This is a genomic window from Paraburkholderia sp. BR10872 (assembly GCF_040965835.1).
Classification (GTDB): domain Bacteria; phylum Pseudomonadota; class Gammaproteobacteria; order Burkholderiales; family Burkholderiaceae; genus Paraburkholderia; species Paraburkholderia nodosa_A.
Map to the genome: position 1 here is coordinate 1 of NZ_JBFRCN010000082.1, position 25,792 is coordinate 25,792.

Annotated in this window: 23 protein-coding genes and 5 pseudogenes; 14 read left to right on the forward strand and 14 right to left on the reverse strand. The window is 56.7% G+C overall.

All coding sequences use genetic code 11. The features are described 5' to 3' along the window. The 9 genes and pseudogenes from AB4Y43_RS37485 to AB4Y43_RS37525 all read right to left on the reverse strand — a co-directional run. Nucleotides 1–164, reverse strand: a 164-nt coding sequence (locus tag AB4Y43_RS37485; protein WP_368730081.1) for a sigma 54-interacting transcriptional regulator, incomplete at its 3' end; no start/stop codon positions are given. Beyond that, nucleotides 157–927, reverse strand: coding sequence for an IS110 family transposase (locus tag AB4Y43_RS37490; protein WP_368730075.1), 771 nt, complete (start codon nt 925–927; stop codon nt 157–159). The genes AB4Y43_RS37485 and AB4Y43_RS37490, both read right to left, overlap by 8 nt. Before the next feature lie 115 nt (nt 928–1,042). Then, nucleotides 1,043–1,528: a hypothetical protein gene (locus tag AB4Y43_RS37495; RefSeq protein WP_069268286.1), complete on the reverse strand. Its 486-nt coding sequence runs from the start codon at nt 1,526–1,528 to the stop codon at nt 1,043–1,045. Between the two features lie 76 nt (nt 1,529–1,604). After that, nucleotides 1,605–1,904, reverse strand: coding sequence for a ferredoxin family protein (locus tag AB4Y43_RS37500; RefSeq protein WP_083245578.1), 300 nt, complete (start codon nt 1,902–1,904; stop codon nt 1,605–1,607). After that, nucleotides 1,901–3,214 (reverse strand): FAD-dependent monooxygenase, encoded by a 1,314-nt coding sequence (locus AB4Y43_RS37505; protein ID WP_368730076.1) that lies wholly within the window; start codon nt 3,212–3,214, stop codon nt 1,901–1,903. Before AB4Y43_RS37505 ends, AB4Y43_RS37500 begins: the two co-directional genes overlap by 4 nt. Before the next feature lie 11 nt (nt 3,215–3,225). Next, nucleotides 3,226–4,338: an electron transfer flavoprotein subunit alpha/FixB family protein gene (locus tag AB4Y43_RS37510; RefSeq protein ID WP_368730077.1), complete on the reverse strand. Its 1,113-nt coding sequence runs from the start codon at nt 4,336–4,338 to the stop codon at nt 3,226–3,228. Continuing rightward, nucleotides 4,335–5,186, reverse strand: coding sequence for an electron transfer flavoprotein subunit beta/FixA family protein (locus AB4Y43_RS37515; RefSeq protein WP_069268289.1), 852 nt, complete (start codon nt 5,184–5,186; stop codon nt 4,335–4,337). Before AB4Y43_RS37515 ends, AB4Y43_RS37510 begins: the two co-directional genes overlap by 4 nt. A gap of 55 nt (nt 5,187–5,241) precedes the next feature. Then, nucleotides 5,242–5,440: pseudogene (locus tag AB4Y43_RS37520) on the reverse strand (nitrogenase-stabilizing/protective protein NifW). Nucleotides 5,441–5,585: 145 nt separating this feature from the next. Then, nucleotides 5,586–6,704, reverse strand: a pseudogene (locus tag AB4Y43_RS37525) (homocitrate synthase); the annotation flags it as partial. A gap of 408 nt (nt 6,705–7,112) precedes the next feature. On the opposite strand from AB4Y43_RS37525, the gene nifB reads away from it, so the two are divergent. From nifB to AB4Y43_RS37555, 6 genes are all read left to right on the forward strand, one after another. Beyond that, on the forward strand, nt 7,113–8,714 hold the full coding sequence (gene nifB / locus AB4Y43_RS37530; RefSeq protein WP_368619635.1) for a nitrogenase cofactor biosynthesis protein NifB: 1,602 nt from the start codon (nt 7,113–7,115) through the stop codon (nt 8,712–8,714). Nucleotides 8,715–8,781: 67 nt separating this feature from the next. Beyond that, the gene (locus tag AB4Y43_RS37535) at nt 8,782–8,976 is read left to right on the forward strand and encodes a 4Fe-4S binding protein (RefSeq protein WP_083245579.1); all 195 of its coding nucleotides are present in this window, start codon (nt 8,782–8,784) and stop codon (nt 8,974–8,976) included. Nucleotides 8,977–9,040: 64 nt separating this feature from the next. Further along, nucleotides 9,041–9,424 carry an iron-sulfur cluster assembly accessory protein gene (locus AB4Y43_RS37540; RefSeq protein WP_141710869.1) on the forward strand — a complete coding sequence of 128 codons (384 nt, stop codon included), beginning with the start codon at nt 9,041–9,043 and terminating at the stop codon, nt 9,422–9,424. A gap of 21 nt (nt 9,425–9,445) precedes the next feature. Further along, nucleotides 9,446–9,910, forward strand: coding sequence for a nitrogen fixation protein NifZ (locus tag AB4Y43_RS37545; RefSeq protein ID WP_368619633.1), 465 nt, complete (start codon nt 9,446–9,448; stop codon nt 9,908–9,910). 119 nt (nt 9,911–10,029) lie between these two features. Further along, nucleotides 10,030–10,248, forward strand: a complete 219-nt coding sequence (nifT, locus tag AB4Y43_RS37550; protein ID WP_069268344.1) for a putative nitrogen fixation protein NifT — start codon at nt 10,030–10,032, stop codon at nt 10,246–10,248. Nucleotide 10,249: 1 nt separating this feature from the next. After that, nucleotides 10,250–10,528 (forward strand): hypothetical protein, encoded by a 279-nt coding sequence (locus tag AB4Y43_RS37555; RefSeq protein WP_069268291.1) that lies wholly within the window; start codon nt 10,250–10,252, stop codon nt 10,526–10,528. Between the two features lie 620 nt (nt 10,529–11,148). Here AB4Y43_RS37555 and AB4Y43_RS37560 read toward each other — a convergent pair. The 4 genes from AB4Y43_RS37560 to AB4Y43_RS37575 form a co-directional block, all read right to left on the reverse strand. Then, the gene (locus AB4Y43_RS37560; protein WP_368619632.1) at nt 11,149–12,747 is read right to left on the reverse strand and encodes a neprosin family prolyl endopeptidase; all 1,599 of its coding nucleotides are present in this window, start codon (nt 12,745–12,747) and stop codon (nt 11,149–11,151) included. Continuing rightward, on the reverse strand, nt 12,744–12,986 hold the full coding sequence (locus AB4Y43_RS37565) for a zinc ribbon domain-containing protein (RefSeq protein WP_368730078.1): 243 nt from the start codon (nt 12,984–12,986) through the stop codon (nt 12,744–12,746). Before AB4Y43_RS37565 ends, AB4Y43_RS37560 begins: the two co-directional genes overlap by 4 nt. 12 nt (nt 12,987–12,998) lie before the next feature. Further along, the gene (locus AB4Y43_RS37570) at nt 12,999–13,580 is read right to left on the reverse strand and encodes an ankyrin repeat domain-containing protein (protein ID WP_069268293.1); all 582 of its coding nucleotides are present in this window, start codon (nt 13,578–13,580) and stop codon (nt 12,999–13,001) included. An 89-nt stretch (nt 13,581–13,669) separates the two neighbouring features. Further along, nucleotides 13,670–14,278: a hypothetical protein gene (locus tag AB4Y43_RS37575; RefSeq protein WP_368730079.1), complete on the reverse strand. Its 609-nt coding sequence runs from the start codon at nt 14,276–14,278 to the stop codon at nt 13,670–13,672. 470 nt (nt 14,279–14,748) lie between these two features. On the opposite strand from AB4Y43_RS37575, the gene nifH reads away from it, so the two are divergent. From nifH to nifK, 3 genes are all read left to right on the forward strand, one after another. After that, nucleotides 14,749–15,630, forward strand: coding sequence for a nitrogenase iron protein (nifH, locus tag AB4Y43_RS37580; RefSeq protein ID WP_069268295.1), 882 nt, complete (start codon nt 14,749–14,751; stop codon nt 15,628–15,630). A gap of 79 nt (nt 15,631–15,709) precedes the next feature. Next, nucleotides 15,710–17,173 (forward strand): nitrogenase molybdenum-iron protein alpha chain, encoded by a 1,464-nt coding sequence (gene nifD, locus AB4Y43_RS37585; RefSeq protein ID WP_069268296.1) that lies wholly within the window; start codon nt 15,710–15,712, stop codon nt 17,171–17,173. A 72-nt stretch (nt 17,174–17,245) separates the two neighbouring features. Next, entirely contained in the window at nt 17,246–18,805 is a 1,560-nt protein-coding gene (nifK, locus tag AB4Y43_RS37590; protein ID WP_368730080.1) for a nitrogenase molybdenum-iron protein subunit beta, read from the forward strand. 1,257 nt (nt 18,806–20,062) lie between these two features. On the opposite strand, the gene AB4Y43_RS37595 is transcribed toward nifK, so the two are convergent. Then, nucleotides 20,063–20,440: an iron-sulfur cluster assembly accessory protein gene (locus tag AB4Y43_RS37595; RefSeq protein ID WP_083245583.1), complete on the reverse strand. Its 378-nt coding sequence runs from the start codon at nt 20,438–20,440 to the stop codon at nt 20,063–20,065. Nucleotides 20,441–20,941: 501 nt separating this feature from the next. Here AB4Y43_RS37595 and AB4Y43_RS37600 point away from each other — a divergent pair. The 5 genes and pseudogenes from AB4Y43_RS37600 (at nt 20,942) to AB4Y43_RS37620 (ending at nt 25,580) form a co-directional block, all read left to right on the forward strand. Further along, a complete protein-coding gene (locus AB4Y43_RS37600) occupies nt 20,942–21,442 on the forward strand; it encodes an Lrp/AsnC family transcriptional regulator (protein WP_368730082.1) in 501 nt (166 codons plus the stop codon). Between the two features lie 530 nt (nt 21,443–21,972). Continuing rightward, nucleotides 21,973–22,311, forward strand: coding sequence for a nitrogenase stabilizing/protective protein NifW (gene nifW / locus AB4Y43_RS37605; protein WP_069268345.1), 339 nt, complete (start codon nt 21,973–21,975; stop codon nt 22,309–22,311). Nucleotides 22,312–22,988: 677 nt separating this feature from the next. Next, nucleotides 22,989–23,894, forward strand: a pseudogene (locus tag AB4Y43_RS37610) (CoA transferase); the annotation flags it as partial. A gap of 77 nt (nt 23,895–23,971) precedes the next feature. Continuing rightward, nucleotides 23,972–24,376: pseudogene (locus AB4Y43_RS37615) on the forward strand (MFS transporter); the annotation flags it as partial. 72 nt (nt 24,377–24,448) lie between these two features. Then, a pseudogene (locus AB4Y43_RS37620) lies at nt 24,449–25,580 on the forward strand (amidohydrolase). The last annotated feature ends 212 nt before the right edge of the window (nt 25,581–25,792 follow it).

Here is a 25,792-nt window from a genome sequence, read left to right on the forward strand (position 1 = left end):
TCCTTGCCCGTGCCGGTCTCGCCGATGATCAGGATATTTGCGTCGCTGGGCGCGACCAGCTGGATCCGCTCAAGCAGTTCGATCGAGCGGGGATCGACGAAGACCTGCGCGCGTGCACGGATCGAGGCTGATGCCCAGCAGACGCGGCGTGCCGCCCTACGAATGCTGACGCGGCACCAAACCCAGCCATGCAGCAAGTTCGCGGCCGCTGCGAAAAGATCCGGCGTTGCCGATCGAGGCTGCGAGGGCCGACGCGGTAAGTGGCCCGATCCCGGGTATTGTTTCGAGAAGCCGACCGGGCGCATCCGTGCGATGGATCGCGCGGATACGACCTTTGAGCTCAGCCACCTTGCTGCCAAGTTTGCGCAAGTGCTCGACGAGCATTTGGATTAACGCCCGGAACGGCTGAGAATGTCCATCATCACGTGTGGAAGGAGCGGCCATGGCCCGTTGGCCACGCAGTTGGATACCCTGTGGCAGCACGATGCCGAATTCGCCAAGAAGCCCGCGTATTTGGTTGGCAAGTGCTGTGCGTGATTTGACTAGGCCGGCGCGTGCGCGATGCAGCGACAGCACTGTCTGTTGCGCCTGCGTCTTGAGCGGTACAAAGCGCATGTTTGGTCGCGTTATCGCCTCGCAGATTGCTTCGGCGTCGGCCGCGTCGGTCTTGTTGCTCTTTACGTAAGGCCGGACGAACTGCGGGGCGATCAGTCGAACGGTGTGTCCGAGCTTGGTGAGCTCAAGGCCCCAGTAGTGCGACGAGGCGCACGCTTCCATGCCGATTACACACGGTTCGAGCGTAGCAAAATACCGAAGTACATTCGCGCGTCTTAGCTGTTTGCGTACAACGATTTCGCCTTGCGAATTCACTGCGTGAGCCTGCATCACGCTCTTGGCCAGATCCAGTCCAACAGTCGCTATATTCATGATGAACGCTCCTTTGCCGTGAACGTCACGACTTCTCCACTTTGGCATAAACCCCTCGCTGGGTAGCGGGGGTCGTCCATCACATCAGAGCCGACGGCTGGCCTGCCGGTAGGGCTTATCGACGCCCGGACTGCGCGAGAAGGGCTTCCACCACGTTGAAGCCGACGCAGTCGGCCGGATCCAGCCGGCGCAGCTTCGCAAGGAGCCTCAGGGCAACCGCGCGTTCGCAGCGGCGAACGCTGATAAAGGCCAGCGCCTTCAGCGTGAAGAGCCAAAAGCGTGCCGGTCCAGGAATCGTGAAATCTGTGTCGCCTGGCTGTACGGCACACCAGTCAATGTCAATTGACGCTTCCCGGGCTGCAGCTGTCAAAGCCTTGGTTGCAACTTCCTTCGCCTCGCCAAGTTCGCCCCGGTTCGCGTGAAACTTGTATAGCAGATAGTAGGGTGGCAGGCAGCGCGGGTGAGAAAGAACGGCGGTCCACAATGCAGCGGTCACATCGTCCCAGCGGCCGCCACGTGTGTCCTCGATTAAGCGCAATACGGAAGGAGGCACGGCGCCGCCAAACAGATCTGCCGACTCAATGCCAGTAAGGATATTCATTGATTTGCTCCGAAGCGATAAGCCTTCTGCACCTTCCTGTGGTAGGCGGAAGCCGAAATGACGAGGTCGTTTTCGTCTATCCGAACTTGAACTGGATTCCGTGACCACCCCTCGGATACTCCCAGGAAAGGTTGTGGTGTTCCCCGCATAGAATGCGACAACTGCCGCATTCAAGGCAACCGTCGGTAATTAGTGTCACGGCGCCGTTGTTCTCATTCCGATAACAGGAAGCGGGGCAGACGAACGTACAGCTTTTATCGCTACATTCATTAATGCAGGTTTCGGGATTTCTTATTTGGACGTGTGGACGGCCAACGTCAACGCGGTAACGGTTTTGGAATAGCTTCTCGTCGATGTTCACAGTAAGTCTGGTCATCGGAAGGCCCTCCAGAGTTTGTATGCGTCGCCCACCAGGCCTGTTAGTGAGCGACTTTTGCGGAAGCTCGCCATGACATCCACTTTCTTTGTCTGCTTGTCCACGCCGTCGACCGTAATCATTGTCCGAGCCGCTTTAGCGACTAGATCAGGATATGTCGTGAAAAACTGCGGATTGTGATGCAAGATCTTCGGCATGTCTCGGTACTTGAACAGGTCCTTCATCACGAAACTCTTGTCGAGCGCGGCCTTGTACCCGGAGAGGGCGCTAGCCCGATAGCTGTGGCCTCCGGAGGCTTTTGTGGCTATCGCGGTCTCCGCGGCGAGACGTCCTGTCGTCATGGCAAGATTAGAACCTTCGCGATGTACGGAATTGACGAAGCCACCGGAATCGCCGACGATCATCCAGCCGTTCCCGTACACTTCCGGGATTGCATTGAAGCCCCCCTCGGGGATCAGATGCGCACAGTACTCCTTCATTTCACCGCCGGCGATGAGCGGGGCGATGGACGGATGACGCTTCATTTTTTCAAGTAACACATATGGGCTTGTACGGTTCGAGTTGTTTTTGAAGTCGCTCAGCATACAGCCGACGCCGATTGTCAGCGACTCCTTGTTAGTGTACAAGAAGCCGGTTCCAGCCATGCCATCGGTGATTCGGCCGACCATCTCAATGACGACGCCTTCGTTATCGGCAACATTAAACCGCTGGCAAATTGTTTCCTCAGGCATAAAGAGAATCTCCTTCACAGCCAGCGCGACATTGCCCGCCTTGATTTCGCCGTGAAAACCTGCCTTACGCGCCAATGTCGAATTGACGCCGTCCGCGAGGACCACGATGTCCGCATAAACTTCACCGTGTTGGCGGTCGCATTGCACGCCGACAACCTGGTCTCCGTCCATTATCAGGCGTTTCACGGTGGTCTCGCAGATCAGCAAAGCGCCTGCTTCACGTACTTTCGACGAAAACCACTTGTCGAACTGTGCCCGTATGATCGTGTAACGGTTATATGGGGGATTGTTGTAGTCTTCGCTGCGCGCGTGCGTGCCCACAAACGAGGTATCGTCGAGCATCCACAGGCGTTGCTCGATGATGTGGCGCTCGAGAGGGGCATCGTCACGGAAGTCCGGAATGATCTGTTCCAGTGCATTGGCGTAAAGGATCGCGCCCTGAACGTTTTTGCTTCCGGGATACTCGCCGCGTTCAATCTGAAGCACTTTCAGGCCGCCTTTCGCCATAACGTAGGCTGCGGCGTTGCCTGATGGTCCAGCTCCGACCACAATGGCGTCGAATTTGGGGGAGGTTATCATGTTTGTTTTCCTTACGAGTCTAGCCGCTGCGGTATCAGGTGCTGCTTAAAGGCCTGTGTTAGTTCCGGTAGTACGCGCATTGCGTCCCCCACAACGCCGTAGTGTGCGTAATCAAAAATCGGTGCGTTTGGGTCGGTGTTGATCGCGACGATGACGTCAGAGCTTTCCATTCCGACCCGATGCTGGATCGCACCAGAGATTCCCGCGGCGATATAAAGCTTGGGCCTGACAGTTTTGCCGGTCTGTCCGATCTGGCGTTCGGCTCGGACCCAACCCGCCTGAACGCATGGGCGGCTCGCGCCGACTTCGCCACCGAGCACCTGCGCCAGCTCGAATAGCAGCATGAAGTTCTCGCGATTCTTGAGTCCCTTGCCGCCGCTCACGATCACGTCCGCGTAGGCAAGGTTGATTTGATCACTTGTCTCGTCAGGGATGAAGTCAAGCAATTTGGTTACTATATTGGCCTCGATCATCCCGAGCGTTTCCTGCACGATCTCGCCACTGCGGCCTTGCTGCGCCAGCGGCATGGGCATGACTCGTGGACGCACAGTCGCCATCTGAGGGCGGGATTCGAGCGTCATGATCGTACAAAGCAGAGAGCCGCCGAAGGTCGGCCGCGTCGCAGCTAGTACACGCGAGGCGGGATCGATATTCAACTCAGTGCAGTCGGCTGTAAGGCCAGTCAGAAGCCGTGTTGCGACAGAGCCCGCGAGATCTCGGCCCATTGAAGTCGCACCGAGCAACAGTATCTCGGGGCAGTACTTGCTAGCCAGATCTGACAGGCCTTTCGTGAACGGTTCGTTGCGATAACCGCGCAACACCGGATCGTGGATGACATACGCTTTGTCCGCACCCAAGGTGAACGCCTCAGCGGCAAACTGCTCGAGTGGCTCTTCAGTACCACCGAGTACCGCGACAGCGACGTCGCTGCCGAGTTTATCGGCGAGCTTGCGAGCCTCACCGACCAGTTCCCACGATACGCTGTGCGCACGGCCACGATCGTGCTCGATGAAGACCCACACGCCCCGATAGTCTTTCATACGGTCGCGGAGTTCTACGTTGCAGCCGTTAGCGTGTGCGATCGGCTCGGCCGGTTTTTGTTTCCAAGCAACAAGCGAATTCATGCATTCCTCTCCGTGAGCCGCAGGTCCATCTCTAGCGTCGGATGGCGAGTAAAGATCTTACGCACAAGTTGAGCCGCCGCGTCCTGGAGACTCGACTCGTCGAATTCGATCATCTCGGTATCTTCTGCACGCGGCGTTGCGCCGAACACCTTACGTACGACGGTAGGTGAACCCTTCAGCCCGATCTTGCTGGCGTCATCGATCCCGGCCTGCTGGCGGTTCCACTTGCGCACGGGGAAGCCAGCGGCATGGATTACTCTGGGCAGTGTTGCGAAACGCAGATCGTTCGTGTTCTCAAGCATCGTGACAAGGCACGGCAACGCCGTCTCGAGTACCTGAACGCCCCCTTCAGCACGGCGTTCGGCCATGATCGTGCGTCTGCCGAGGTCGATCTCGAGGATTCTCGACACGTAGGTAAGCAGTTGGATGTCCATGCGCGTCGCGATGCCCGGGCCGACTTGGGCTGTATCACCGTCGATCGTTTGTTTGCCTGCAAAGATCATATCCACTGAGCGTTCACTCGCGATCTGGCGGATCGCGGCGGCCAACGCATAAGAAGTGGCGAGCGTGTCGGCGCCGGCGAACGACCGGTCGGTGATGAGCACGGCGTCGTCTGCACCGTAGCTGATGCATCTACGCAGTGCGTCCTCGGCCTGTGGTGGTCCCATAGAAAGTATCGTGACCCATGCGTCGAAGCGGTCTTTTAGCCGTAACGCTTCTTCTAGCGAGAAGAGATCGTAAGGATTGACGATTGCCGGCACGCCTTGCCGCATGATGGTGTTGGTCACAGGGTGAACCCGAATCTGGGCAGAATCCGGTACTTGCTTGATGCAAACGACAATATGCATTGAGATTCTCCTAATCAGACGCCGCTGGGTGCCGACTGCGACGCGCACAGGCTTTTCAGGAAGACGACATGGCGGTCGGCGGCCTTCTAAAGACTTTAAACACTCGTTGTTTAGGGGGCGCGGATACAACGAAGTCGTCGCAGGCCTTCCGCAGCAAGCCGTGATAGATCAGCCGTCGTGGAGGGCGGCGCGTCGTCCTGTTGTTCGATGTACCGAAAGAAACGTTTCATGATGTGCAGGCGGTTCAACTTCACTATCCTTTTGTCGAGGGCAATGCGAAAGAGACGCGGAAATCCTCCATAGATGAAAACGGACGAAGTCTCGGATAAGTCCTTCCATGGGTTTGCTCCTCCTAAGTCCGTTTCTCGCTATGAGCGGCCTCCAGGACGCTCTGACTCGCGTGCTCCGTACCTCACTCAAAAAGCGGCGGAGATCGATTGCGCTAGGCGCCTTCTTATGTCGCGTGGCGAAGGCGCGGATGTGCGGCGGCAGTAGCGGCACAAGCCGCTCCGATACCTTCAGGCCCGAAGCGTCATATGCGTCACGTTCGCCTTGAGACCCAGAATGGTTGCCTAGCACTGTAGACCGTTGCCGGCAGACCTCTGCAGGATCGAATCCTTCGTAGGTTGCGACGTGTTTGGAAAGGCCGTCTGTGTGAATTCCCGCTTCGTGAGTAAAAATGCCTCGACCGATGATGCTTTTTCCAAAGGAGACGGCTCGGCCCGACGCATGTTCGACCAGCAACGAAATACCGGGCGGCGCGTTAGTGTCGACGCCGGTATCTCGTCGCAGAAGATGACGTGCTCCCATCACGACTTCCTCTAGCGCCGCGTTGCCGGCTCGCTTGCCTAGACCGTTGACGGTGGTGCTGGCATGTGTTGCGCCTGCCGCAAGGGCCGTTAACGTGTTGGCTGTGGCAAGCCCGAGATCGTCGTGCGCGTGGATTTCGATCTCGAGGTCCACGGCAACGCGCAGCGCCGCAATCGCCTGGTATGTCTTAAACGGATCCAGCACGCCGACCGTGTCTGCGAAACGCAAGCGCTGAACCCCTTGCTGCTGTGCGCATTGAGCCACTTCGATGACAAAGGAAGGATCCGCGCGCGAGGCGTCTTCCATGCCGAGAGAAATGGTTGCGCGACTTCCGATTGCTATGTCGACTATGCGGTCAATTTGACGCAGAACGCACGTACGGGACTGCTGCAGCTTGTGGCGCAGATGAATATCCGAAACAGGGATGGAGAGGTGAGCGATATCGGCATTGCAACGCAATGCCGCCGCGAGGTCGCCTTCGGTGAGGCGTCCCCAAACGACTATACGAGAGTCGAGACTTAAGCCGGAAATTTCCGCTATGCACGCCATTCCCTCGTCGCCCATTGCGGGAACCCCGACTTCGAGTTCCGTCACGCCGGCCTGAGACACGGCGCTCGCGATCGCGCATTTTTTCTCGGCGCGAAATGCGACTCCTGCAGTCTGCTCATCATCGCGGAGCGTCGTGTCATTGATAATTGGAAGATGCATGTCAAGTCTCTCCAGAGGTGTCGATTGCGCCGCAAACATCGTGCCAATGGGACGTTCCGGCCGGAGTATGGTTCTGTTTGAACCTGAAAGGCATCATGTCGGGATTCGGAGTACTTGGTGTGATAAGTCGCGTCGGGAATGTGCCATTCCCAACAGTGTCGCGCTTGAATCTGGCCGATCGGGTTATCGGCGAACGCGAAAGCGGTTGCTTTGATCGCGAGTAATTCAAATGAATAAGAACTGAGACACAGCGCCAGCGTGGCTGGACTACCCATGTGTCATGGTGACGGAGCACACGGCGATGCTCTCGGCTTCAAGTATCGTCCACTCGCACATCGTGCGTTTTCGCGATGGCATGGATTTCGCTGGGAGCAATGGCACACCCACCGTTCATTGCGGAGAGATACCATGCACGACTGCGCGAATGCCGGCGCTCTGATCTTGGCCGACGGCGCCAGAGTCACACACATCATGCCATCGGTGTCGGCCGCGGATCCACTTGCCGGATACGGCCGCCCCGATTCAAATGGCGCACCAGCCGGGTCAAGTTGCTGTTCGACCGACGCACCAGAGAACATCAATGCGGAGGTGTGGGAAAGGATCAGAGATCACCCGTGTTATTCGGAGGAAGCGCATCGCCATTATGCGCGCATGCATGTCGCAGTGGCGCCCGCCTGCAATATCCAATGCAACTACTGCAACCGAAAGTATGATTGCTCGAACGAGTCGCGGCCTGGTGTGGTATCAGAGAAGCTCGCGCCGGATCAGGCCGTGAAAAAGGTGATGACCGTCGCCTCGAGGATTCCGCAATTGACTGTCGTCGGGATCGCGGGCCCGGGGGATGCACTGGCCAATCCGAACAAAACGTTCGACACCTTTCGTATGCTTCGCGAACTCGCGCCGAAAATTAAGCTATGTCTTTCGACGAACGGCCTTTCTCTGCCTGACTATGTCGACGAAATTTGCGATTACGGCATTGATCACGTGACGATCACTATCAACATGGTCGACCCTGTCATCGGCGAAAAGATCTATCCATGGATCTTTTGGGATCACAGCAGAGTCACGGGCGAAGAGGCCGCGCGAATTCTGCACGAGCGGCAGATGCTAGGGCTCGACATGTTGAGCGCGCGTGGCGTACTTACGAAGATCAACTCGGTACTCATCCCTGGCATCAATGACGAGCACCTGGTCGAAGTGAATCGTGAAGTAAAGCGGCGGGGTGCGTTTTTGCACAACATCATGCCGCTGATCTCGGATCCTACGCACGGCACGTATTTCGGTGGCCGTGGCCAGCGCGAGCCTACCGCTCGCGAGTTGAAGGCCGTGCAGGACGCCTGCATGGGCGGCGCGGCCCTAATGCGCCATTGCCGGCAATGTCGTGCAGATGCCGTAGGCCTTCTGGGCGAAGACCGCCATCACGAGTTTTCGCTTGCAAGCATCGAACACATGGACGCCGTGGACAAGCTTGATCTTGGCAGTACACGTCAACGCCGCGTGGACGCCGCAAGCGATGGAGAGCGCGAAATGAAACATAAGACACGAAGCTTGTCAGGAGCGACCCAGGTGCTAGGCGATGTCGAGGTGCGGATTGCCGTTGCGACGAAGGGAGATGGACTCGTCAACGCACATTTCGGCCACGCTTCCGAGTTCCAGATTTTCCAGGTCAGCGCCGCTGGAGCCCTCTTTGTCGCGCACCGCCGCGTGGGCGCCTATTGCCGCGGCGGCGATGGCGATGAGGATGACTTGCGGCCGATCGTACACGCGATCAACGATTGCCATGCTGTGCTGGTTGCAAAGATTGGCTTGTGCCCACGGAAGTCGCTATTAGAAGCGGGAATCGAACCCGTGGATATGTACGCCCACGAACCAATCGAAAAAGCCGCGCTTGCATGGCTCACCGATTATTGTGGCCGTCTCACGACTGGCGAAATTGACCACGCGGACCGCGGCGACGCGACAATCCCACAGATCGGGTTGACTAGGGTGGGAGAAGACGCCCCTGTTTGAGCGGCAGGTAGCGCAGTCGTCCTGACGTGCTCGGTTACACCGAAAATCATCACAAGGAGTGCATGGTATGGCCCTAAAGATCATTTCCTCCGCCTGCACTGGCTGCTCGGCTTGCGAGCCACAATGCCCAAACGTCGCCATCATCGAGAAAGGCGGCGTCTTCGCAATTGATCCGAGAAAATGTACCGTGTGCGAGGGGCAATTCGATAGTCCGCAATGCGTGGCGGCGTGCCCTGTGGACGGGTGCATCGTGCCGGCCTAGCGCTCTGTTCCGCTTGCCTTGCGCAGTGTACCCGACGATTGTTCAATTCGACGATTTTTAAATCATGTTGCCAAATTTTGCAGTGACACCCGCCGCCGAAGAGTTCCTTCACCGTATCGTGCGCTTTTCCGGTCTGCCATCCGGTGCGGGCGTTCGTATTTGTGTGAGTACTTGCGGTTGCTCCAGATACGAAGCCGGACTGAGCGCCACGGCCGATGCGCAGCCCGGTGATGAGACTACGGAGATCAATGGACTGCGGATTTTCTTGCCGGCAGAAACTCGGCTGTTGCTCGACGGCTTTACCGTCGACTTCGTCGAAACACAAGACAGGTGTGGCCTTGCATTCAAGAGTGGCAATCATGCATTTGGCGCCGCCGCGCGCGCGCGGCGGCGCAGGCGAGTTGAGCGTCTCGCGCATCGACGCGAGTGCGATCGGACGCCGACGTAACTCATTGCCACGGGAGGTGTCATGAAGCGTGCATCCCGGTATTTAAATGAGCTGGGCGTGAGGGACGTCGAGAGCGACGATGCAGTCGAACTTGCTTTTCCACCACGGTTCGCCGTTGGCGAGCGAGTGATTGCACGTGCCGTGATTCGTAACGACGGTACATACAACGGTAAGGCTATGGGGGAGCTGCTCGTGAGCCAGGGCGATGCCGGTTATGTCACTGCAATCGGCACGTTTCTGCAGCGGTTCTATGTCTATGCGGTTCACTTTTTCGAAGGAGACCGCCGCGTTGGAATGCGCGCGAAGGAGCTCTGCACGCTCGATCGCCTGCCGCAGGACGTGCTCGCCCAACTGGGGAGGCGCGCCGACGCGCTTCGCTGGATCGGTTCGTGGCACGCCGATATGGAGAAGGAGAACTGCGCGCAGATGCCGACGCTAAGCGCTGAGCGCATTAGCGAGCCGTTCGATGATGGTGGACTCCCTTAACTCAGCCAGTTTGTGTGGGATAAGGCGGGATCGTACTGCGCACGTGCGGCATGTCCGCCGGTTGTTGCAGCCATACGTCTGGTGGCGCGAATCGCTTAACCAACCCGGGAGATATCAACGTGAAGGTCACAATCCGAAAGGATGACAATGGCGTATTCAGGGCCTATGTTCCGAAGAAGGATGTCGAGGAGCCAATCGTCTACATCGATGGAGCGCAGCTTTGGGGTGGACGTATTACGCTTGCTAACGGCTGGGAGTTTCAGTTGCCCGAACTTGCGAGCGACACCTCGCTTCCGGTAACTGTCGAGGCGCGGCGGGTGTCAGGCGGGTGGGAATGACATGGGCCTTACTGTGGAACAGATTCATGCGATAACTGAGCTGGTTTGTACCGAACCGACGCTGCAGGAAGCCGCGGTAATTTGGCGAAAGCGCTATCCCGATGTGCGTATCATTCGGATCACCGCAGTCGAGCTAAGCGATGAGAAGCCCTTCCTCGAGTTCCGTGGTCGCCGGGTCTATCTAGCGACATGGACCGGCTTTTGCATTAATGTGACCACGGAGGCAGCGCAAGCGGATATGCTAATATTGGCAGAAGAGGCGTTTTGCGATGGCGACTGAAGAATTCGCACTTTGCGAGCTTGCATACCACACTACGGCGATCTAGTGTTTTCCCGGGCTTTTGAGTCGTTGGAGCGGTGGTCCGACGCTCGATTCGTTCGAGCTTACGGTCGCTCGGCGCAGCGATGCCGTTGTCGCGGTGAATCGACGCTCGGCAGCTCGATGACCCTGCGTGTGCTGGGCATCGGGCTGGGTGACGCAATTACCAGCGCACCCTGCACATCTCATCCCATAGATTGCACATGGATTATCTTGGCCGGCTTAGGGCCTCGCATGTATTTGCCGATATCAACTGCCTCGACGTGAGGAGGACAGTGCAGAATATCGGTGAGCGGACGTACGCAATTAGTCAGTGACGGCGAACGCTTGGCCTACGAATTGCAATACCGGTTTTCGGTCACGGGAAGGTGGGTTGACCGTCGGTGTCTCGCGGTTTTCGTGTGCCGTTTAAGGCTGGCTCCGGGTCAGCTCGCCGCCTCGTTCGGCATCGCGCACGTAGGATGCCTCGATGAACCAACTGCCAAACGCAACATGTGGAAACCTCGCTAGCGCGAGGCGTCGGGATGTTAGGCGGGGCTATGCATCATAGAACAATAGGAATCACGCGCTCTATGCCGTCTTCACCTGCACTGTGTTCCGCCTGGGCCGCCAACGAAGACGTATCGGGTCCACCAACTTGGATTGTGGTTATCGGCGGAAATATAACCGCCATCTCCGTTGCTGAATGGACCGGCCGCGTGGTAGCAGGTCGATCGCACCGACAAGTGCGGATCATCCCAGGCAGCAGTGTCAGCGAGGTTGTAGTAGTAGAGGTTGCGCTGATAAGCTGCGTGGCCATATAGTGGGCTGTCCCAATTACCACTACCGGCGCCTGGCCAAGACGTAAGCCCAGTTGTTTCTGTACCAAACGAAATCAAGGTCGCGTTATGACTGTTCTGTCCGCCTTGATAGAACTCCGCGGGGTAGTAACCAATCGCCACGCCGTCACGAAAGAGCCACCAGTTCCCGTGTGCGTCGCGATGATATCCGGCACTGAACTCGTGCTGTTGACCGCCGGGAGAACTGATGTCAACTAACGCGCCCCCGAGTACCGCTTTCTCCGAAACCTGCACGAAATCCCCGCAGCTGTTGTTCCAGCATCCGGTGTTCACGTAGTTATCGGCGGTGCTGTAGATGAAGAAGTGCGGCAGATTGTCCCCAAACTTGGAAGGCGAGACTACCCAGCCAGTCTCTTCTGACTGTAAAGGGTTTGCACCGCCGGCTCTGTCTCCACCAATAATCCAGATCTGGGACAAACTAAAGAACTGACCCGCCGCAGCATCCACTTTCGGATTCCAGACATTGAACGTGACGTTGCCCCCGAGATTCTCGACGTTTTGCTCGAATGTCGCATATTTGTGTGTATAGGTATCCGCGGAGAGTAATTGACTCGCGATAAAGGGTGCATTCGCTGATTCGCTGCTTGACGGGAGCCTGGTCATCGGTGGAGGCGCCTTTCTGTGATATGCATCTACTGTCGGAAATCGACTAAGCTCTTCCAGTGTGACTCTATTCAAGGGGACGCTGCCCGTACCACAGCTTGGCGTATTCACGCCGTTTTGCAACTGTTCCGACGACCCTACCGATCGGCTGGATAAGTCACCGTTGAGGTTTGTCGCTGACGCTAACTGTGGAGGTGTTGCGATTTTCCTTATTTGATATCTCCGGACAGCAGGTTGCTCCATCACCGGAACGCAGTCATAGGTTTGGCCGTTCGCAATAAAGCTCCCTGAGACGTGTACTCCGTTGTAACGTTCAATAATCGCTTGGCGCATCACTTCGAAAGCAGACGGATCATTGACTTTGTAGGTGCGCGATATTGGAGGCTGATTGTCTGACTCAAGATGCGCCCCGGACCCTCGCCAAGGGTGGCCAATAAAATCCTGAGCGGCGGCAGCTTTCGTGTCAGCCATGAATCTGTCAAATGATTCCATATGGGAATCCATGCTCTGCGAGTATGCGGGCATTGTCCATGTTGATATCCCGATCAGGAACGCAGAAGAGACATATTGAATTGTGTTTGCAAGTCTACCGAGTTGTTTCCCGTTGCGAGGATTTACAACGAGGAATTCTTGTGCACAGAGGTAAATAGACTGCGGCGACATATGATTTTCCTTGGACTTAACTTTTTTGCAAGCCAGATATGGAATGACAGGCGCCGGCTCATTGTGGCGTTTCAAGGTCGATTCAATAATTGCATGCGCTCAGCCGCGGAATAATTGCTTAAATGCCCTTCACGAGCGGCCTGGCGGCGTGCTGCCGTAATGAGTGCCTTGTTGCGTGGAGGGGCGGACGGTGCGCTGACCTGCTTATCCATCGCATTACTGCTACAGCGCGGACAAGACGCCAACGAATTGGTGCATACAAGTGTCTCGAACCGAAAATTGCAGTTGCGGCATACATAGTCGTAAAGCGGCATGAGAAGTTTTCCTCAATGGGCAAGGTTGTGCGACGGAGCATCATCGGCGAAACGCGACGATTCGCACATGCCGTTTTTGAGTCGGTCTACCGTTAGCAGCAGCTGTAGTCCAAAATCCGTGGCCATGTCGAAAGCGGTTCGCCCATCTGGCGCGACCAAGCTGTTACTCGCACCAAGGGATATTAGCAACCACATGACGTCGACTCTGCCGTTGGCGGCTGCCTGCATCAGGTATGTGACGTCGTGCGCATTGGCATGATCGACATTAAGACCGGCACTGATCAACCGTAGAATCGGTCCGGGCGTTCCGCATAGACATGCGTACCATAGCGCATCGTTTCCGTTGTCGTCGAGCGCACTGACGGGTGCACCTTCGTCGAGCAACGCGGCGACGATACGGTCTTCCCCATGCATCGCTGCGAGCATCAGCGGCGTTATTCCGTCAACGCTGCAGGAATGGGCATCCGGAAAGTCGTGTGCCGACAGCCATCTAGCGACTGACGAACGTGCACGAGCTTGCAGACCCTCATCAGCGTGCGGGAGGCTTTGAGCGTTCCCTTTTCGACGTGCGGCATCATCGATTAGCAGTGCCATGGAAATTCTCCAGTTAGATTACGTGAGCGTTGTGATAGCTTGTGTGCATGGTGGATTCTTCATGAGGAAGCACCGCTGCGGAATGCAACCTAGACCGGTCTGTTTTCGTTAGGATCACGGACTGGGCCCATCAGTTCGAGTCCATGCGCGTAACTGATGGGATCGAAACACAAGTCGAACTTCGACCCGGCGTCGGCGACGGCGTCGAGTTTTCCCGCTGTGTCCTTTTTCTTCAGCTCTGCCTTGTCGAGATACAGGAGCTCAAGTATTTCGTTGTAGACCGTCGATTCCACGATAGGGAGGACATAGAATACTGCGCCCTGATAGTGCGCCTGATAGCGGCTCGAGAGATCGATGTTGTCGCAGAACAGAAAGTACTTTCCGTTGGGCGAGAGTGCGTCTCCCAACACTTCGGCGACGTCTTTCAGATGTTCGAAGCTCAATAACCACCCCGCGAAAAATATGAGATGCGGGTTGCCGACGTCGGCCACTGCCATGACCTGCTCGCAAGACAGCTCTGGCGGGCGCGCTTCATCAGCGAGTTGCGATCCGAAGCGCAGCGCGAGTTCGCCGCGAAAACCGATGCGCCGAGGTGTACTGGTGGGACCCTTGAACACTGCATTGAGTAAACGGCCCTCGAGTTGCAAGCGGGCGAAAACGGTCTGGTCAAGTTCCTTGTCAATAGTCATATCGTTCATTAGGTTCTCCTCTTAAGTTTGAATAACTTGTGAATTGGCAGTGACAGTTCGCAATCGGTCAAGAAGGATGGAGTTTCACTTGCAACTTTCGTACCACCACATCCCTCCCTCCCTCCCTCCCTCCCTCCCTCCCTTTCTGGCCCACTGCCATTGAGCGAGGTGGGCCGAAAATGGTGGTGAAAATCTGGTTTGCGACAACAACGCACGATTTGTCAGGAAGCCGACGCTGCGAACGTCGGTAGGCGCCATGCCGACATGTTTTCTCAAAGCGCGATGTGCATGGCATTTCAACGATTCTGGAGTGTTGGCATAGAAACTGCACTATAGCGATCCGCGCGGACACCATCCGGCCAATGCGTGACTCCACAGAAGAAGATCATATGGACACTGCACGCTGAGGACATGATCGCGGCTTTGCAGCCTTGATTGGCAACCTTGGTTTAATCCTTCTATCTCAATGGAGTACCACGATGGCTCAACTTCGGCAGATCGCATTCTACGGAAAGGGCGGGATTGGAAAATCGACCACGTCGCAAAACACGCTCGCGGCGCTCAGCGACCTTGGGCAAAAGATCCTCATTGTCGGCTGCGATCCGAAGGCAGACTCGACACGGCTGATACTGCACGCGAAGGCGCAGGACACAATTCTCTCTCTCGCGGCGGAAGCCGGCTCTGTGGAGGACCTCGAACTCGAGGATGTCATGAAGATTGGCTACAAAGACATACGCTGTGTGGAGTCGGGCGGTCCCGAGCCGGGTGTCGGCTGCGCGGGTCGCGGTGTGATTACGTCGATCAATTTCCTGGAGGAGAATGGCGCCTACGACGGAGTGGACTACGTCTCATACGATGTGCTGGGCGACGTGGTGTGCGGAGGCTTTGCAATGCCAATTCGCGAGAACAAGGCACAGGAGATTTATATCGTGATGTCAGGCGAGATGATGGCTATGTACGCTGCGAACAATATCTCAAAAGGGATTCTCAAGTATGCCAACAGCGGTGGTGTGCGTTTGGGCGGCCTCATTTGCAACGAGCGCAAGACCGACAAGGAACTCGAGCTTGCGGAATCGCTCGCAGCGATGCTCGGCACACGTCTGATCCACTTCGTGCCGCGCGACAACGTCGTGCAACATGCGGAACTACGCCGCATGACTGTGATCGAGTACGCGCCAGAGAGCGCACAGGCCGGCCAGTATCGTGCGCTTGCAGAGAAGGTGCATAACAACGCCGGCAATGGCGTGATCCCAACGCCGATCACGATGGACGAACTCGAAGATCTCCTGATGGAAAAAGGAATCATGTCGCAGGTCGATGAGGCGAAGGTTGGCAAGACAGCGGCTGAGCTGACCGCTTGACGGCTGCGGGGATGACGGTTGCCGTGCGGCGTACGGCAACCGATCCCGGCGATCCCATTTCTCCACTTATGGATATGTAATGACCGAAACGGTTGAAGAACGTAAGGCCGCTCACAAGGCTCTCATTGACGAAGTGCTGCGAGCTTACCCGGAGAAGATGGCCAAGCGGCGGGCCAAGCATTTATGCACTTTCGAGCAGGGTAAGCCGGACTGTGGGGTGAAGTCCAACATTAAGTCGCTGCCTGGTGTGATGACGATTCGCGGCTGCGCATATGCCGGTTCGAAGGGCGTGGTCTGGGGGCCGATCAAGGACATGATTCACATCAGTCACGGACCAGTCGGCTGCGGCCAGTATTCGTGGGGTTCGCGCCGCAATTATTATGTCGGAACAACCGGAGTCGATACGTTTGTCACAATGCAATTTACTTCTGACTTTCAGGAGAAGGACATTGTGTTCGGTGGCGACAAGAAACTCGACAAAATCGTCGATGAGATTCAGGAGCTGTTTCCGCTCAACAGAGGCATATCAGTTCAAACCGAATGCCCGATCGGTCTGATCGGCGATGACATCGAGGCAGTTTCGAAGAAGAAGAGCGCACAGTATGGCGGGCACACAATCGTACCCGTACGCTGCGAGGGATTTCGCGGCGTATCGCAGTCGCTTGGGCATCATCTCGCAAACGATGCGATTCGCGATTGCGTGTTCGACCGTGTCGATCCGAATAAATATTCCGCGCTCGAGTCAACTCCGTACGACGTTGCGATCATCGGTGACTACAATATCGGTGGCGACGCATGGTCAAGCCGCATTCTCCTTGAGGAGATGGGTTTGCGCGTTATTGCGCAGTGGTCGGGCGACGGCACGCTCGCTGAACTGGAGAATACGCCGCGCTCAAAGCTTAACCTGCTCCACTGCTACCGGTCAATGAATTACATAAGCCGGCATATGGAAGAGAAGTATGGTGTCCCTTGGCTCGAATACAACTTTTTTGGTCCCACAATGATTGAAAGGAGCTTGAGAGAGATTGCGAGCCGATTTGACGACACGATCAAGACCAAGGCCGAGAAAGTGATCGCCAAATACCGTCTGCTCACGGATGCGGTAATCGCGAGATATAAGCCACGCCTCGAGGGTAAGAAAGTGATGCTTTTTGTAGGCGGCCTTCGCCCGCGCCACGTCATCGGGGCTTACGAAGACCTCGGCATGGAAGTCATTGGCACAGGCTACGAGTTTGCCCACAACGATGACTATCAGCGCACTACGCATCACATTCACGACGGCACGCTAATTTACGACGACGTGACCGGCTACGAATTCGAGCGGTTCGTCGAATGCATGCGGCCGGACCTCGTAGGTTCAGGAATCAAGGAAAAGTACGTCTTTCAGAAGATGGGTGTTCCTTTCCGCCAGATGCACAGTTGGGATTATTCAGGACCGTACCACGGCTACGACGGATTCGCGATCTTTGCGCGCGACATGGACATGGCAATTTCGAGTCCTGTCTGGAATCTCTCCAAGTCACCTTGGAAAAAGGCAGCGTGAGCCAGGTGGCCCCGTTGGCGGTACGGCCGTGTCGCCGGACGGCTCTTCAGGAAATCGATTCAGGAGCGAGTCATGCCCCAATCAAGCGACAAAATTCTCGATCACGAACTGCTCTTTCGCGAGCCGGAATATCAGGAGCTTTTGCGAAACAAGAAGCAACATTTTGAGTTTAACCATCCTGATGAGGCGGTGAGAGAGGTTGCCGAATGGACAAAGACTGAAGACTACAAGCAGAAAAACTTCGCGCGCGACTCGCTAACCATCAATCCAGCGAAGGCCTGCCAGCCTCTGGGGGCGGTATTTGTGGCAAACGGCTTTCATAAGACACTGCCGTTCGTGCACGGCTCTCAGGGCTGCGTGGCCTATTATCGCTCACACTTTTCGCGGCACTTCAAGGAGCCGACGTCGTGCGTGAGTTCGTCAATGACCGAAGACGCGGCGGTTTTCGGGGGTCTCAATAATATGATCGACGGTCTGGCGAATGCATACAACCTTTATAAGCCCGAGATGATCGCCGTATCGACGACCTGCATGGCAGAGGTCATCGGTGACGACCTCGATGCATTCATCAAGAATAGTAAGCAGAAGGGAAGCGTTCCGCAAGACTACGACGTGCCGTTCGCTCACACGCCCGCGTTTGTCGGCAGTCATGTGACGGGTTACGACAACGCTCTACTGGGCATTCTCAAACACTTCTGGGACGGCAAGGCCGGTACCGCAACACCACTCATACGTGTGCAGGACAAGAGTGTAAACTTTATCGGTGGCTTTGACGGTTTCGTGGTGGGCAACATCAAGGAGGTTCGACGTATCTTCGATCTGTTCGGCGTGAACGTCAACATCATCTGCGATCCTTCCGACACATGGAACACACCAACGGATGGCGAATTCCGCATGTACGAGGGTGGGACCACGAAGGAAGAAGTTGAACGTGCCCTGAATGCGAAAGCAACGTTCATTTTTCAAGAATATTGCTGCGAAAAGACGGCGAAGTATATCGCGGAACACGGCCAAGAGGTAATTGTGCTTAATTCGCCAGTCGGCGTTTCTGGTACCGACCATTTCCTCATGGAGATATCGCGTGTCACGGGCCGACCGATTCCGCCTGAACTGGAAAGGGAGCGGGGGCAACTCGTTGATGCAATGGCGGACAGTCAGGCTATTCTCCATGGCAAACGCTATGCGCTCTACGGCGATCCCGATCAGATGCTAGGTTACACGCAATTCCTGCTCGAGCTCGGTGCAGAGCCGGTGCATATTGTGTCGACAAACGGTAACGACGGCTGGGCCGAGAAGGTCAAGGCGTTGTTGGACGCGTCGCCATACGGTGCGGGATGCAGCGCCTATCCGAAGCGCGATCTCTGGCATCTGCGCTCGCTGCTATTTACCGAACCAGTCGATTTCCTGATCGGCAACACTCATGGGAAATACTTGGAGCGTGATACGCGAACACCGCTAGTGCGACTCGTGTTTCCTATTTTTGACCGGCACCACTATCACCGTTTCCCGACGTGGGGATATGAGGGAGGATTGCGCGTTCTATTGGCACTACTTGACGAATTCTTCGAAAAGCTCGATGCAAGTACAATCGACATTGCAAAGACTGATTACAGTTATGACATTGTTCGCTGATGACAGAATGATTGTTGCCTAGACTTGGTTTGCCCAGGCCCTCGACGTGGGCGATCGTGCGCGGCCGCTCGGCGGATCGCGGTCCGCACGATTTTTTACTAGTTGTCCACAGCACGCGGGTATGGCCGCGCTCCGTAGTCCGATTAGCAACTATCCTCTAAAAGCCCCTGCTGGAAGTTGTAAATCTCGATGAATTGACTTGATGCAATGAAAGAGGGCAGGGGAAGTAAGCCCTGCTGGTGTAGAGCGGGATTCGCGCGCTCATCTTCTCCGAGGAGCACGCAAACGGACGCGTCTGACACAGCCCTCCGTGGACGAATACGACGCTAGGTGTCCGCCTGGACATGGTTCTTGAGCTGGGCGAGAAGAACTGGAAGCTCCGCCCGTTCGCCACGTCGATCCCGATCAATTTGATCGCCGTGAAGTTTGTTGCGATTTCGAACCGTCGTCCAGGACTGAGGTGCAGCTGCCTATTTCCGGCGAGTTGAGCGGCCGTTTTGGTGAAGTCGACCAGGCTAGGGGGAGTGCGGCGTAGAGTTCAATTCTACCGCGACTGTTCGAGATCGGACTAGGCGCGTCATTCTTGCACATCGAATCGCCTCTTCGCTGCAAGCTTGGGTGCTCAATGGATGCTCAATTCGTATCGGGAAGCGTGGGCGATTTGAGCCGGGCGCGCCAGTGCTTGGGGGAAATTGGTTGGTAATGATCGAGTACCGCGTGCCGGCGTGATTGTCGCTTCAATACCTCAAATAGCCGGGCGAAGCCCACGTAAAGCACGGAAAGGCACGTGTCGGCAAGTCTGCTGGCCGAAGGCGCAGGCAAGCAGTCTTTTCCGGCGCCAGTGGCCCTGTCAGGATCAGGTTCTGTGCATTGCGGATCCAATCAAAGCTGGCGAGCGACGAGACCCTTGTCGAGTCCGCGGCTCTTGCCGACAGCGTCTGGCATCGAGATTGAACCCGGTACGCGTGTGCGCGCCACGGTATGGCGTCAATCCAGCGCAGTTGCGACTGGTGCTCCGCAGGCTGATGCCAGCATGATTGCTTGCCCAGCGGTACTCACATATGGCTGGGCAACGGGTGTTAGGTGACTGAATGAACCCGTAAGTGCGTTCATTCTGGTACTGTTGATACCAGCGCGCAAACCAACCTAGGCTTGCACGACTCTCATTGCATTCGGTGGTCCGCGCGTCGCCGATTCACCATCTTGTTCTGCATCGAGACCACGTGCAAGCGGGATAAATATCAGGCTGCTACGATGTTAGCGCGGACATGAGGAAAATGATTCACTTCGGCCGCAGGATGTTGATGCGATCGGACTTTCAATCACGAAGCGCGGAAGCGGGGTATCTTCCTCATAGTCGATCTGCGTGCCGATAAAATAACGTAGGTTAGTCTCGTCCACGAACACAGTGAGGCCCTGTGTAAGCACCTTCGTGTCGGAATCGCTTACGGAGTCAACCAGGACAATAAAATATTCCGGCTGTCTTCCCGCATGAAATTCGGCACGCAGTCGAATATAAAGCGGCGCTTCGTGGCTCTGCGCGACAAGCTCGGCGGCTTCTTTTGCTGCTCGGGCCGTGAACGTAAAAAATTCACACGCGGGTTCTGTCGATATGCTTGATCGTTGGGAGATCATAGATTTTCCTGGAAAATTAATAGAGAACTATATCCGTCTCTACAATGTGAATCTGCACGAGGAAGGAAAGCAAGTACTGCGCCACATCGCTCGCAATACTATCGCTCAGATACGGAATTAGATTGCTGAGGTGAGTGTGCAAGAGTGAAGCAATGCGCGGAACGGCAAGGTGCAGATCTCCTTGCGCCATAGCAAACAAGTGAGCGAGATCCGGGGCGCGAGCCTTGCGACTCATCGCGAGTCGATACACGTCCTCTTTAACCAGTTGAAGTTTGCGATCTTGGACGTCTACATTCGACGTTAAACTAAGTTTATCCTATACACAGAGAAACTAGCGCCACGCTCGGGAAACGCAGGCGGAACAACGGCGCGAAGTTAGCAGAAATAGAATGGTTGGCGCAGGCGACTCTCGCTTGGGGAGAGCGAGTTGCACGGATAACGCATGAAACAACGATACATTTTTCGGATGACATCTAATTCTTCGGATGGGAGATGAGTGAAATGAAAATGATAGAGCATCCAGTCGTGGCCCAGAAGGGCATAGCCGTCTTGGATTCCGTAGACCGCGCGATCCTCAGACACTTGCAGCAAGACGCCTCGCTATCGATTGTCAGCCTTGCAGCGAAAGTGAAACGCAGTGCTCCTGCGTGCCTGCGGCGTGTGGAACGACTCAAGGAGACGGGACTGATACGAAGAGTCGTCGCACTGCTCGACGCGAAGGCTCTAGGCGCGGGCATGTTCGCCGTAATCGGGATCGTGCTGGACGGCTCGACGCCCGAGGCGTTTGCCTCATTCGAGAAAGCGGCGCAGAAGGTGTCTGGCTGCGTAGCGTGCCACGCAGTGAGCGGGAGGTTTGACTATATCTTGCTCGTTCGAGCGCGCGGCAACGAAAGCTTCAACCGGTTGCATGCTGCACAAGCGTTGCAACTGCCGGGAGTACGGGAACTGCATAGCTTCAAGGTGTTAAAGGAAGTCTTATCGACGCAGGCGATACCGCTGTAACCGCAAACGCTTGGAAAGGTAGTCTTGACCTGTGTCACTCATCAGACAGGTTCTAGTCGTAACCAAACGACACGCTTCGAATCGCCCCGCTGGCTTTCGCAGACCAAACTCGTGACGGATAAACTATTGACCTATCCGGCGACCAAGTCCGTTCTTAGTGGCCCGAGCAGACTGAGTTGCGCCAGCAACGTCCCAACTCATGTTCAGTAAAGTTTCGCCGGCAACCGAAGCGGATGCGCTTCGCGCAACGCGCCACGCTGTCACAATCCAGACAATCCCGACGATTCAGACAAAGGCAACGTGAGACCGGCCCCCCCTGTTACGGTGATCGGGAATGGCGATGCATGCCACAACACCTTCCAGGTTTAGGTGGGACAGGCACGGACCTTGCGTGCCGTCGGCCGCTAAGTTAGAAGGCGCAGACAAGTTAATACCTTTCGTCAATTTGAAAGCGCTTAACGATGGCATATAAAACTCGCCGCCTCGCTACGCACGGCTTTGCGGCCAACTTTGTCATGCGGAGCAACAACATGAAAGTACTGATCGATAAACTGCACCGGCTTTCGTCGGCTGAGGACTTCTTCCGATTCTTCGCCATCTCATATGACGACAAGGTGGTGGACGTAAGTCGATTACATATACTAAGGCGTTTCTTCCAGTACATCAGACAGTCGGAGGACCTGTCCGCGGATCACGACGCAACCTTATTCTTGGTTTATCGAAATCTCCTGCTGAAAGCGTACAACGACTTTGTCATTTCCACGCCCGCTGAGCAAAAGGTGTTCAGAGTTCTTCAGGAAGCCGACGGAGAGCGTCATATCTCTCTTGATAGCCTGCGTGAATCCCTGCCGGCTCGGGCTAACAATTGAAGTTGGTGAGCGAGTCATATTGGTGCTTGTCTGAGTCGTCACGATGCGACTCATCGCTTGATGCACGTTGTGACTTCGGTTGACTTGTCTTTTGAACATCTGCCGGGAGTGGTCCATCAGCACTCAAGTCCGGCTGACGAGCGGACAGGAGCGGTTTCGATGCTTTCATTGCCGTCTTCGTCCCCGCACGTCATTTCTGTTGGCGGAACAGCGCTTTACACAACTCATAGCGGAGCTTATGCGTCTGGAACGATGGGTGGAAGAAGGAGTCCTGTGGGCGACAGGGGGCGGCACTCGCCCCTACGGACCAATGCCGCCGTGGCAATCTGCGCTAAGGTCCTCTGCGGGTCCATCTGGGCGCGGCGTGCCCGACATTCCCTTTGATGCAAAGGCGGAAACTGGGGCGCTTATCTACGGCACGGCAATGCCTCGCCGTTTGGCGGAACAAGCTTGGCCTCACCGAGATTCGTCGGGCTCTTCGCTCGCTTGCTGTCAGCCAGTGACAATACATTCGGTTTCCCCGGCGCATCGATATATAAGACTGCGGCCGCTAATCCGCCGGCGTTTCACGATGTAGTCAAAGGTAACCACGGCTTTCTGGGTCACGGGTACCGCGTCGGCCTAGGCTGGGATTATCCGACCGGTTGGGAGTATTGATTTCGCGGGGGGCAGGGATCGGTGCCAGCGAACGTGCCTTGTGCGGCTCCGGAGTGGACTTCTTCGGCACGTTCAACGGGAACAGGAAAAGCATTGCGGTCGATGTGAAAGACCCGCGTGGCGTGGAAATCGTCCACAAGCTGCTTGCCGCGGCTGCGGTGTTCAGCGAAAACTTCAAGAGTGGACAAGCTAGGCCTCGGGTATGTCGCGCTTTCCAGGGTCAATCCACGTCTCGTCTATGCGTCGCACAAGGGGTTTCTGCCCGGCCCGTACGATCATCGCACCGCGCTCGACGAAGTCGTGCAAATGATGGGCGGACTCGCTTACATGACGGGGCCCGAGGGCAGACCGCTAAGCGCCGGGACGAGCGTCAACGACATCATGGGCGGTATGTTCGGCGCAATGGCGGCGCTGGCTCAACGCGAAGGCACGGGCCGCGGTCAGGAAGTGCCCTGCGCGTTGTTCGAGAACAATGTGTTCCTCGTAGCCCAGCACATGATGCAGTTTGCCGTGACGGGCCAGGCCGCGGCGCCGATGCCGAACCGCATTTTCGCGTGGGCTGTCTACGACGTGTTTTCGGTCAAGAACGGGGAGCAGATTTTTTGGTGGTGGTCTCCGATACCCAATGGGCACTGTTCTGCGACGCTTTCGGGCTCGCCGAGGTGACTTTGCCGTCCGATGCCAGTGGCGCAGGGCGGCCCATCGAGACGAGGACGCCGCTGCGGCCCTTGACGCTCGGCGGCGAGCGCTTGCAACTGCGCGCGGGACCGCCCTCACTGGGTCAGGACACGCGAGCGCTTCTGATGGGTCTCGAATACAGGCCGGAGGATGTGAGGCAATTGACCGAGTTCGGTGTCCTCAAGTGTGCGTACAGGCAGCCTGGCGATGCGTCGAAGCCTTCGGCGAACGAACTCGCCAGCGCCTGAAGCAGCCACGTAACACGAAAGACACATGGAATCATCGAGCCGCGGAAGCAGGAGAGGCCGCCGCGCGGAGAAACGACATGACATCCATCTCATCAAACATCGCAACGGGCAGCGCGTTCGCGTCCGCTCATGTGCAGTCCGCGGTCAGGAAGGCGGCGTGGCGTTTCATTCCGCTGATCGCGCCTGCGTACTTCTTCAACGACCTGGATCGCACGAGCGTCGGTTTCGCGGCGTTGACGATGAATCGCGATCTTGGTTTGACCGCCACACAGTTCGGGTGGGGCGCGGGCATCATGTTCGCCGGGTACTGCGTGTTCGAGGTTCCGAGCAACCTGGCGTTGTACCGCTTCGGTGGGCCGCGCTGGCTCGCGCGAATCGTGATCACGTGGGGCTTCTTCGCAGCGGCAACAGCGCTGGCCGTGGGCCCAAAGAGCTTTTACGCGATCCGGCTGCTGCTGGGCATCGGCGAGGCCGGCTTCTGGTCTTTCGATCGTGCTGGGTATCACGACCTTGCTGACCTTTTCCCTCTACGCCTTCGGTCGCGGAGATTAAGAATGGAGCCACGTCCCTCGTTCCGACGCCCTCAGGTCCTCGGCGCTCTCGCAACATCGATGTTGTTGCCCGCTATCAGCGCGCGTCTTGCATTTGCAAAAGAGGAAACGCATTCCGTGAGTATAACCAACAACTAGCTGCCCCGTTAGTGCCGACTGGCTCGCCTCCGGTGGCGAAGGGGCGCTCGAACCCGATATGCCGATCATCGACGCGCATCATCACTTTTACGAACGACCGGGCTGGACCTACCTTCTCGACGAGTACCTCGAGGACGCGCGCACGGGTCATAACATCACCGCCTCCGTGTTCATGCAGGCGCTGACACGGTATCGCGCCTCTGGTCCGGAGTCGTTGCGCCCGGTCGGCGAAATCGAATACGTGGCTGGCGTCACCGCGGCGTTGCAAGGCGGCAAGCCACAGGTAGCGAAAGGTATGATCGGCTACGCGGATCTTCGACGGGGCGCGGCGGTGCGCGATGTTCTCGGAGCGGAACTGCACGCCGGCGATGGCCGGTTCTGTGGCATTCGACATCTCGTTACATGGGACGCGGACCAGACACTCGCCAATCCCTTTTCGGCGCCGCCGCGAGGGCTGCTGCTTGACCCCGACTATCGGGCGGGCGTTGCACAACTGGCTCCGCTGGGCCTGTCGTACGACGCATGGCTATTCTTTCCGCAATTGCCGGAGCTGTTCGACATGGCAAAGGCCTTTCCGGATACACCTTTCATCATCAACCATTGCGGCGGTGTCGTCCGCATCGCGTGCTATGCGAATCAGCGCGTGGAAGTGTTCGATGCCTGGTCCCGTTCGATGCGCATGCTCGCCGGGTTGCCGAATGTTTATGTGAAGCTTGGTGGCCTCGGCATGCGTATGAATGGCTTCGCGTTTGAAAAGGGCGAACGTCCGCCGTCATCGGATGAGCTGGCGCACGCGTGGAAGCCTTGGATGCATACGTGTATCGAAGCGTTCGGTGCGGAGCGCTGCATGTGCGAGAGCAATTTCCCTGTCGATAAGGGATGCCACCCATTCAGAAACGGTTGGAACGCTTTCAGGAAATTGACTGCGCAAGCTGGCGCCGATGAGCGCGAAGCACTGTTCCAGGGAACGGTGAGCAAGGTCTACTGCCTTACGTAGCGCGGCGGATGCCTGCCGCGTGGACGGACACGCTGCGCTAGTAGTGGAACGGATTGAGCGGATTTGATGAGCAAATCGCCCGGATAGAGGTGGCCGCGCAAAATCAGACAGCGGGATAAGTGGAACGGCCGGGGCCTGAGCCAGCGATAATGCAGGCAAAGGAACCGAGGAAATGACGAAACGAACCCGACGCACGCACTCAGCGGCGTTCA

Excerpts from the sequence above, each read along its gene's own strand:
- AB4Y43_RS37535 (WP_083245579.1), top strand. The coding sequence starts at position 8,782 with ATGGCCCTAAAGATCATTTCCTCCGCCTGCACTGGCTGCTCGGCTTGC.
- nifD (WP_069268296.1), top strand. The coding sequence starts at position 15,710 with ATGACCGAAACGGTTGAAGAACGTAAGGCCGCTCACAAGGCTCTCATT.
- AB4Y43_RS37505 (WP_368730076.1), bottom strand. The coding sequence starts at position 3,214 with ATGATAACCTCCCCCAAATTCGACGCCATTGTGGTCGGAGCTGGACCA.
- AB4Y43_RS37495 (WP_069268286.1), bottom strand. The coding sequence starts at position 1,528 with ATGAATATCCTTACTGGCATTGAGTCGGCAGATCTGTTTGGCGGCGCC.
- AB4Y43_RS37540 (WP_141710869.1), top strand. The coding sequence starts at position 9,041 with ATGTTGCCAAATTTTGCAGTGACACCCGCCGCCGAAGAGTTCCTTCAC.
- AB4Y43_RS37565 (WP_368730078.1), bottom strand. The coding sequence starts at position 12,986 with ATGCCGCTTTACGACTATGTATGCCGCAACTGCAATTTTCGGTTCGAG.
- AB4Y43_RS37545 (WP_368619633.1), top strand. The coding sequence starts at position 9,446 with ATGAAGCGTGCATCCCGGTATTTAAATGAGCTGGGCGTGAGGGACGTC.
- AB4Y43_RS37595 (WP_083245583.1), bottom strand. The coding sequence starts at position 20,440 with ATGATCTCCCAACGATCAAGCATATCGACAGAACCCGCGTGTGAATTT.
- AB4Y43_RS37510 (WP_368730077.1), bottom strand. The coding sequence starts at position 4,338 with ATGAATTCGCTTGTTGCTTGGAAACAAAAACCGGCCGAGCCGATCGCA.
- AB4Y43_RS37555 (WP_069268291.1), top strand. The coding sequence starts at position 10,250 with ATGGGCCTTACTGTGGAACAGATTCATGCGATAACTGAGCTGGTTTGT.
- nifK (WP_368730080.1), top strand. The coding sequence starts at position 17,246 with ATGCCCCAATCAAGCGACAAAATTCTCGATCACGAACTGCTCTTTCGC.
- nifB (WP_368619635.1), top strand. The coding sequence starts at position 7,113 with ATGCACGACTGCGCGAATGCCGGCGCTCTGATCTTGGCCGACGGCGCC.
- AB4Y43_RS37500 (WP_083245578.1), bottom strand. The coding sequence starts at position 1,904 with ATGACCAGACTTACTGTGAACATCGACGAGAAGCTATTCCAAAACCGT.
- AB4Y43_RS37515 (WP_069268289.1), bottom strand. The coding sequence starts at position 5,186 with ATGCATATTGTCGTTTGCATCAAGCAAGTACCGGATTCTGCCCAGATT.
- AB4Y43_RS37600 (WP_368730082.1), top strand. The coding sequence starts at position 20,942 with ATGAAAATGATAGAGCATCCAGTCGTGGCCCAGAAGGGCATAGCCGTC.
- AB4Y43_RS37570 (WP_069268293.1), bottom strand. The coding sequence starts at position 13,580 with ATGGCACTGCTAATCGATGATGCCGCACGTCGAAAAGGGAACGCTCAA.
- nifH (WP_069268295.1), top strand. The coding sequence starts at position 14,749 with ATGGCTCAACTTCGGCAGATCGCATTCTACGGAAAGGGCGGGATTGGA.
- AB4Y43_RS37490 (WP_368730075.1), bottom strand. The coding sequence starts at position 927 with ATGAATATAGCGACTGTTGGACTGGATCTGGCCAAGAGCGTGATGCAG.
- nifW (WP_069268345.1), top strand. The coding sequence starts at position 21,973 with ATGAAAGTACTGATCGATAAACTGCACCGGCTTTCGTCGGCTGAGGAC.
- AB4Y43_RS37575 (WP_368730079.1), bottom strand. The coding sequence starts at position 14,278 with ATGAACGATATGACTATTGACAAGGAACTTGACCAGACCGTTTTCGCC.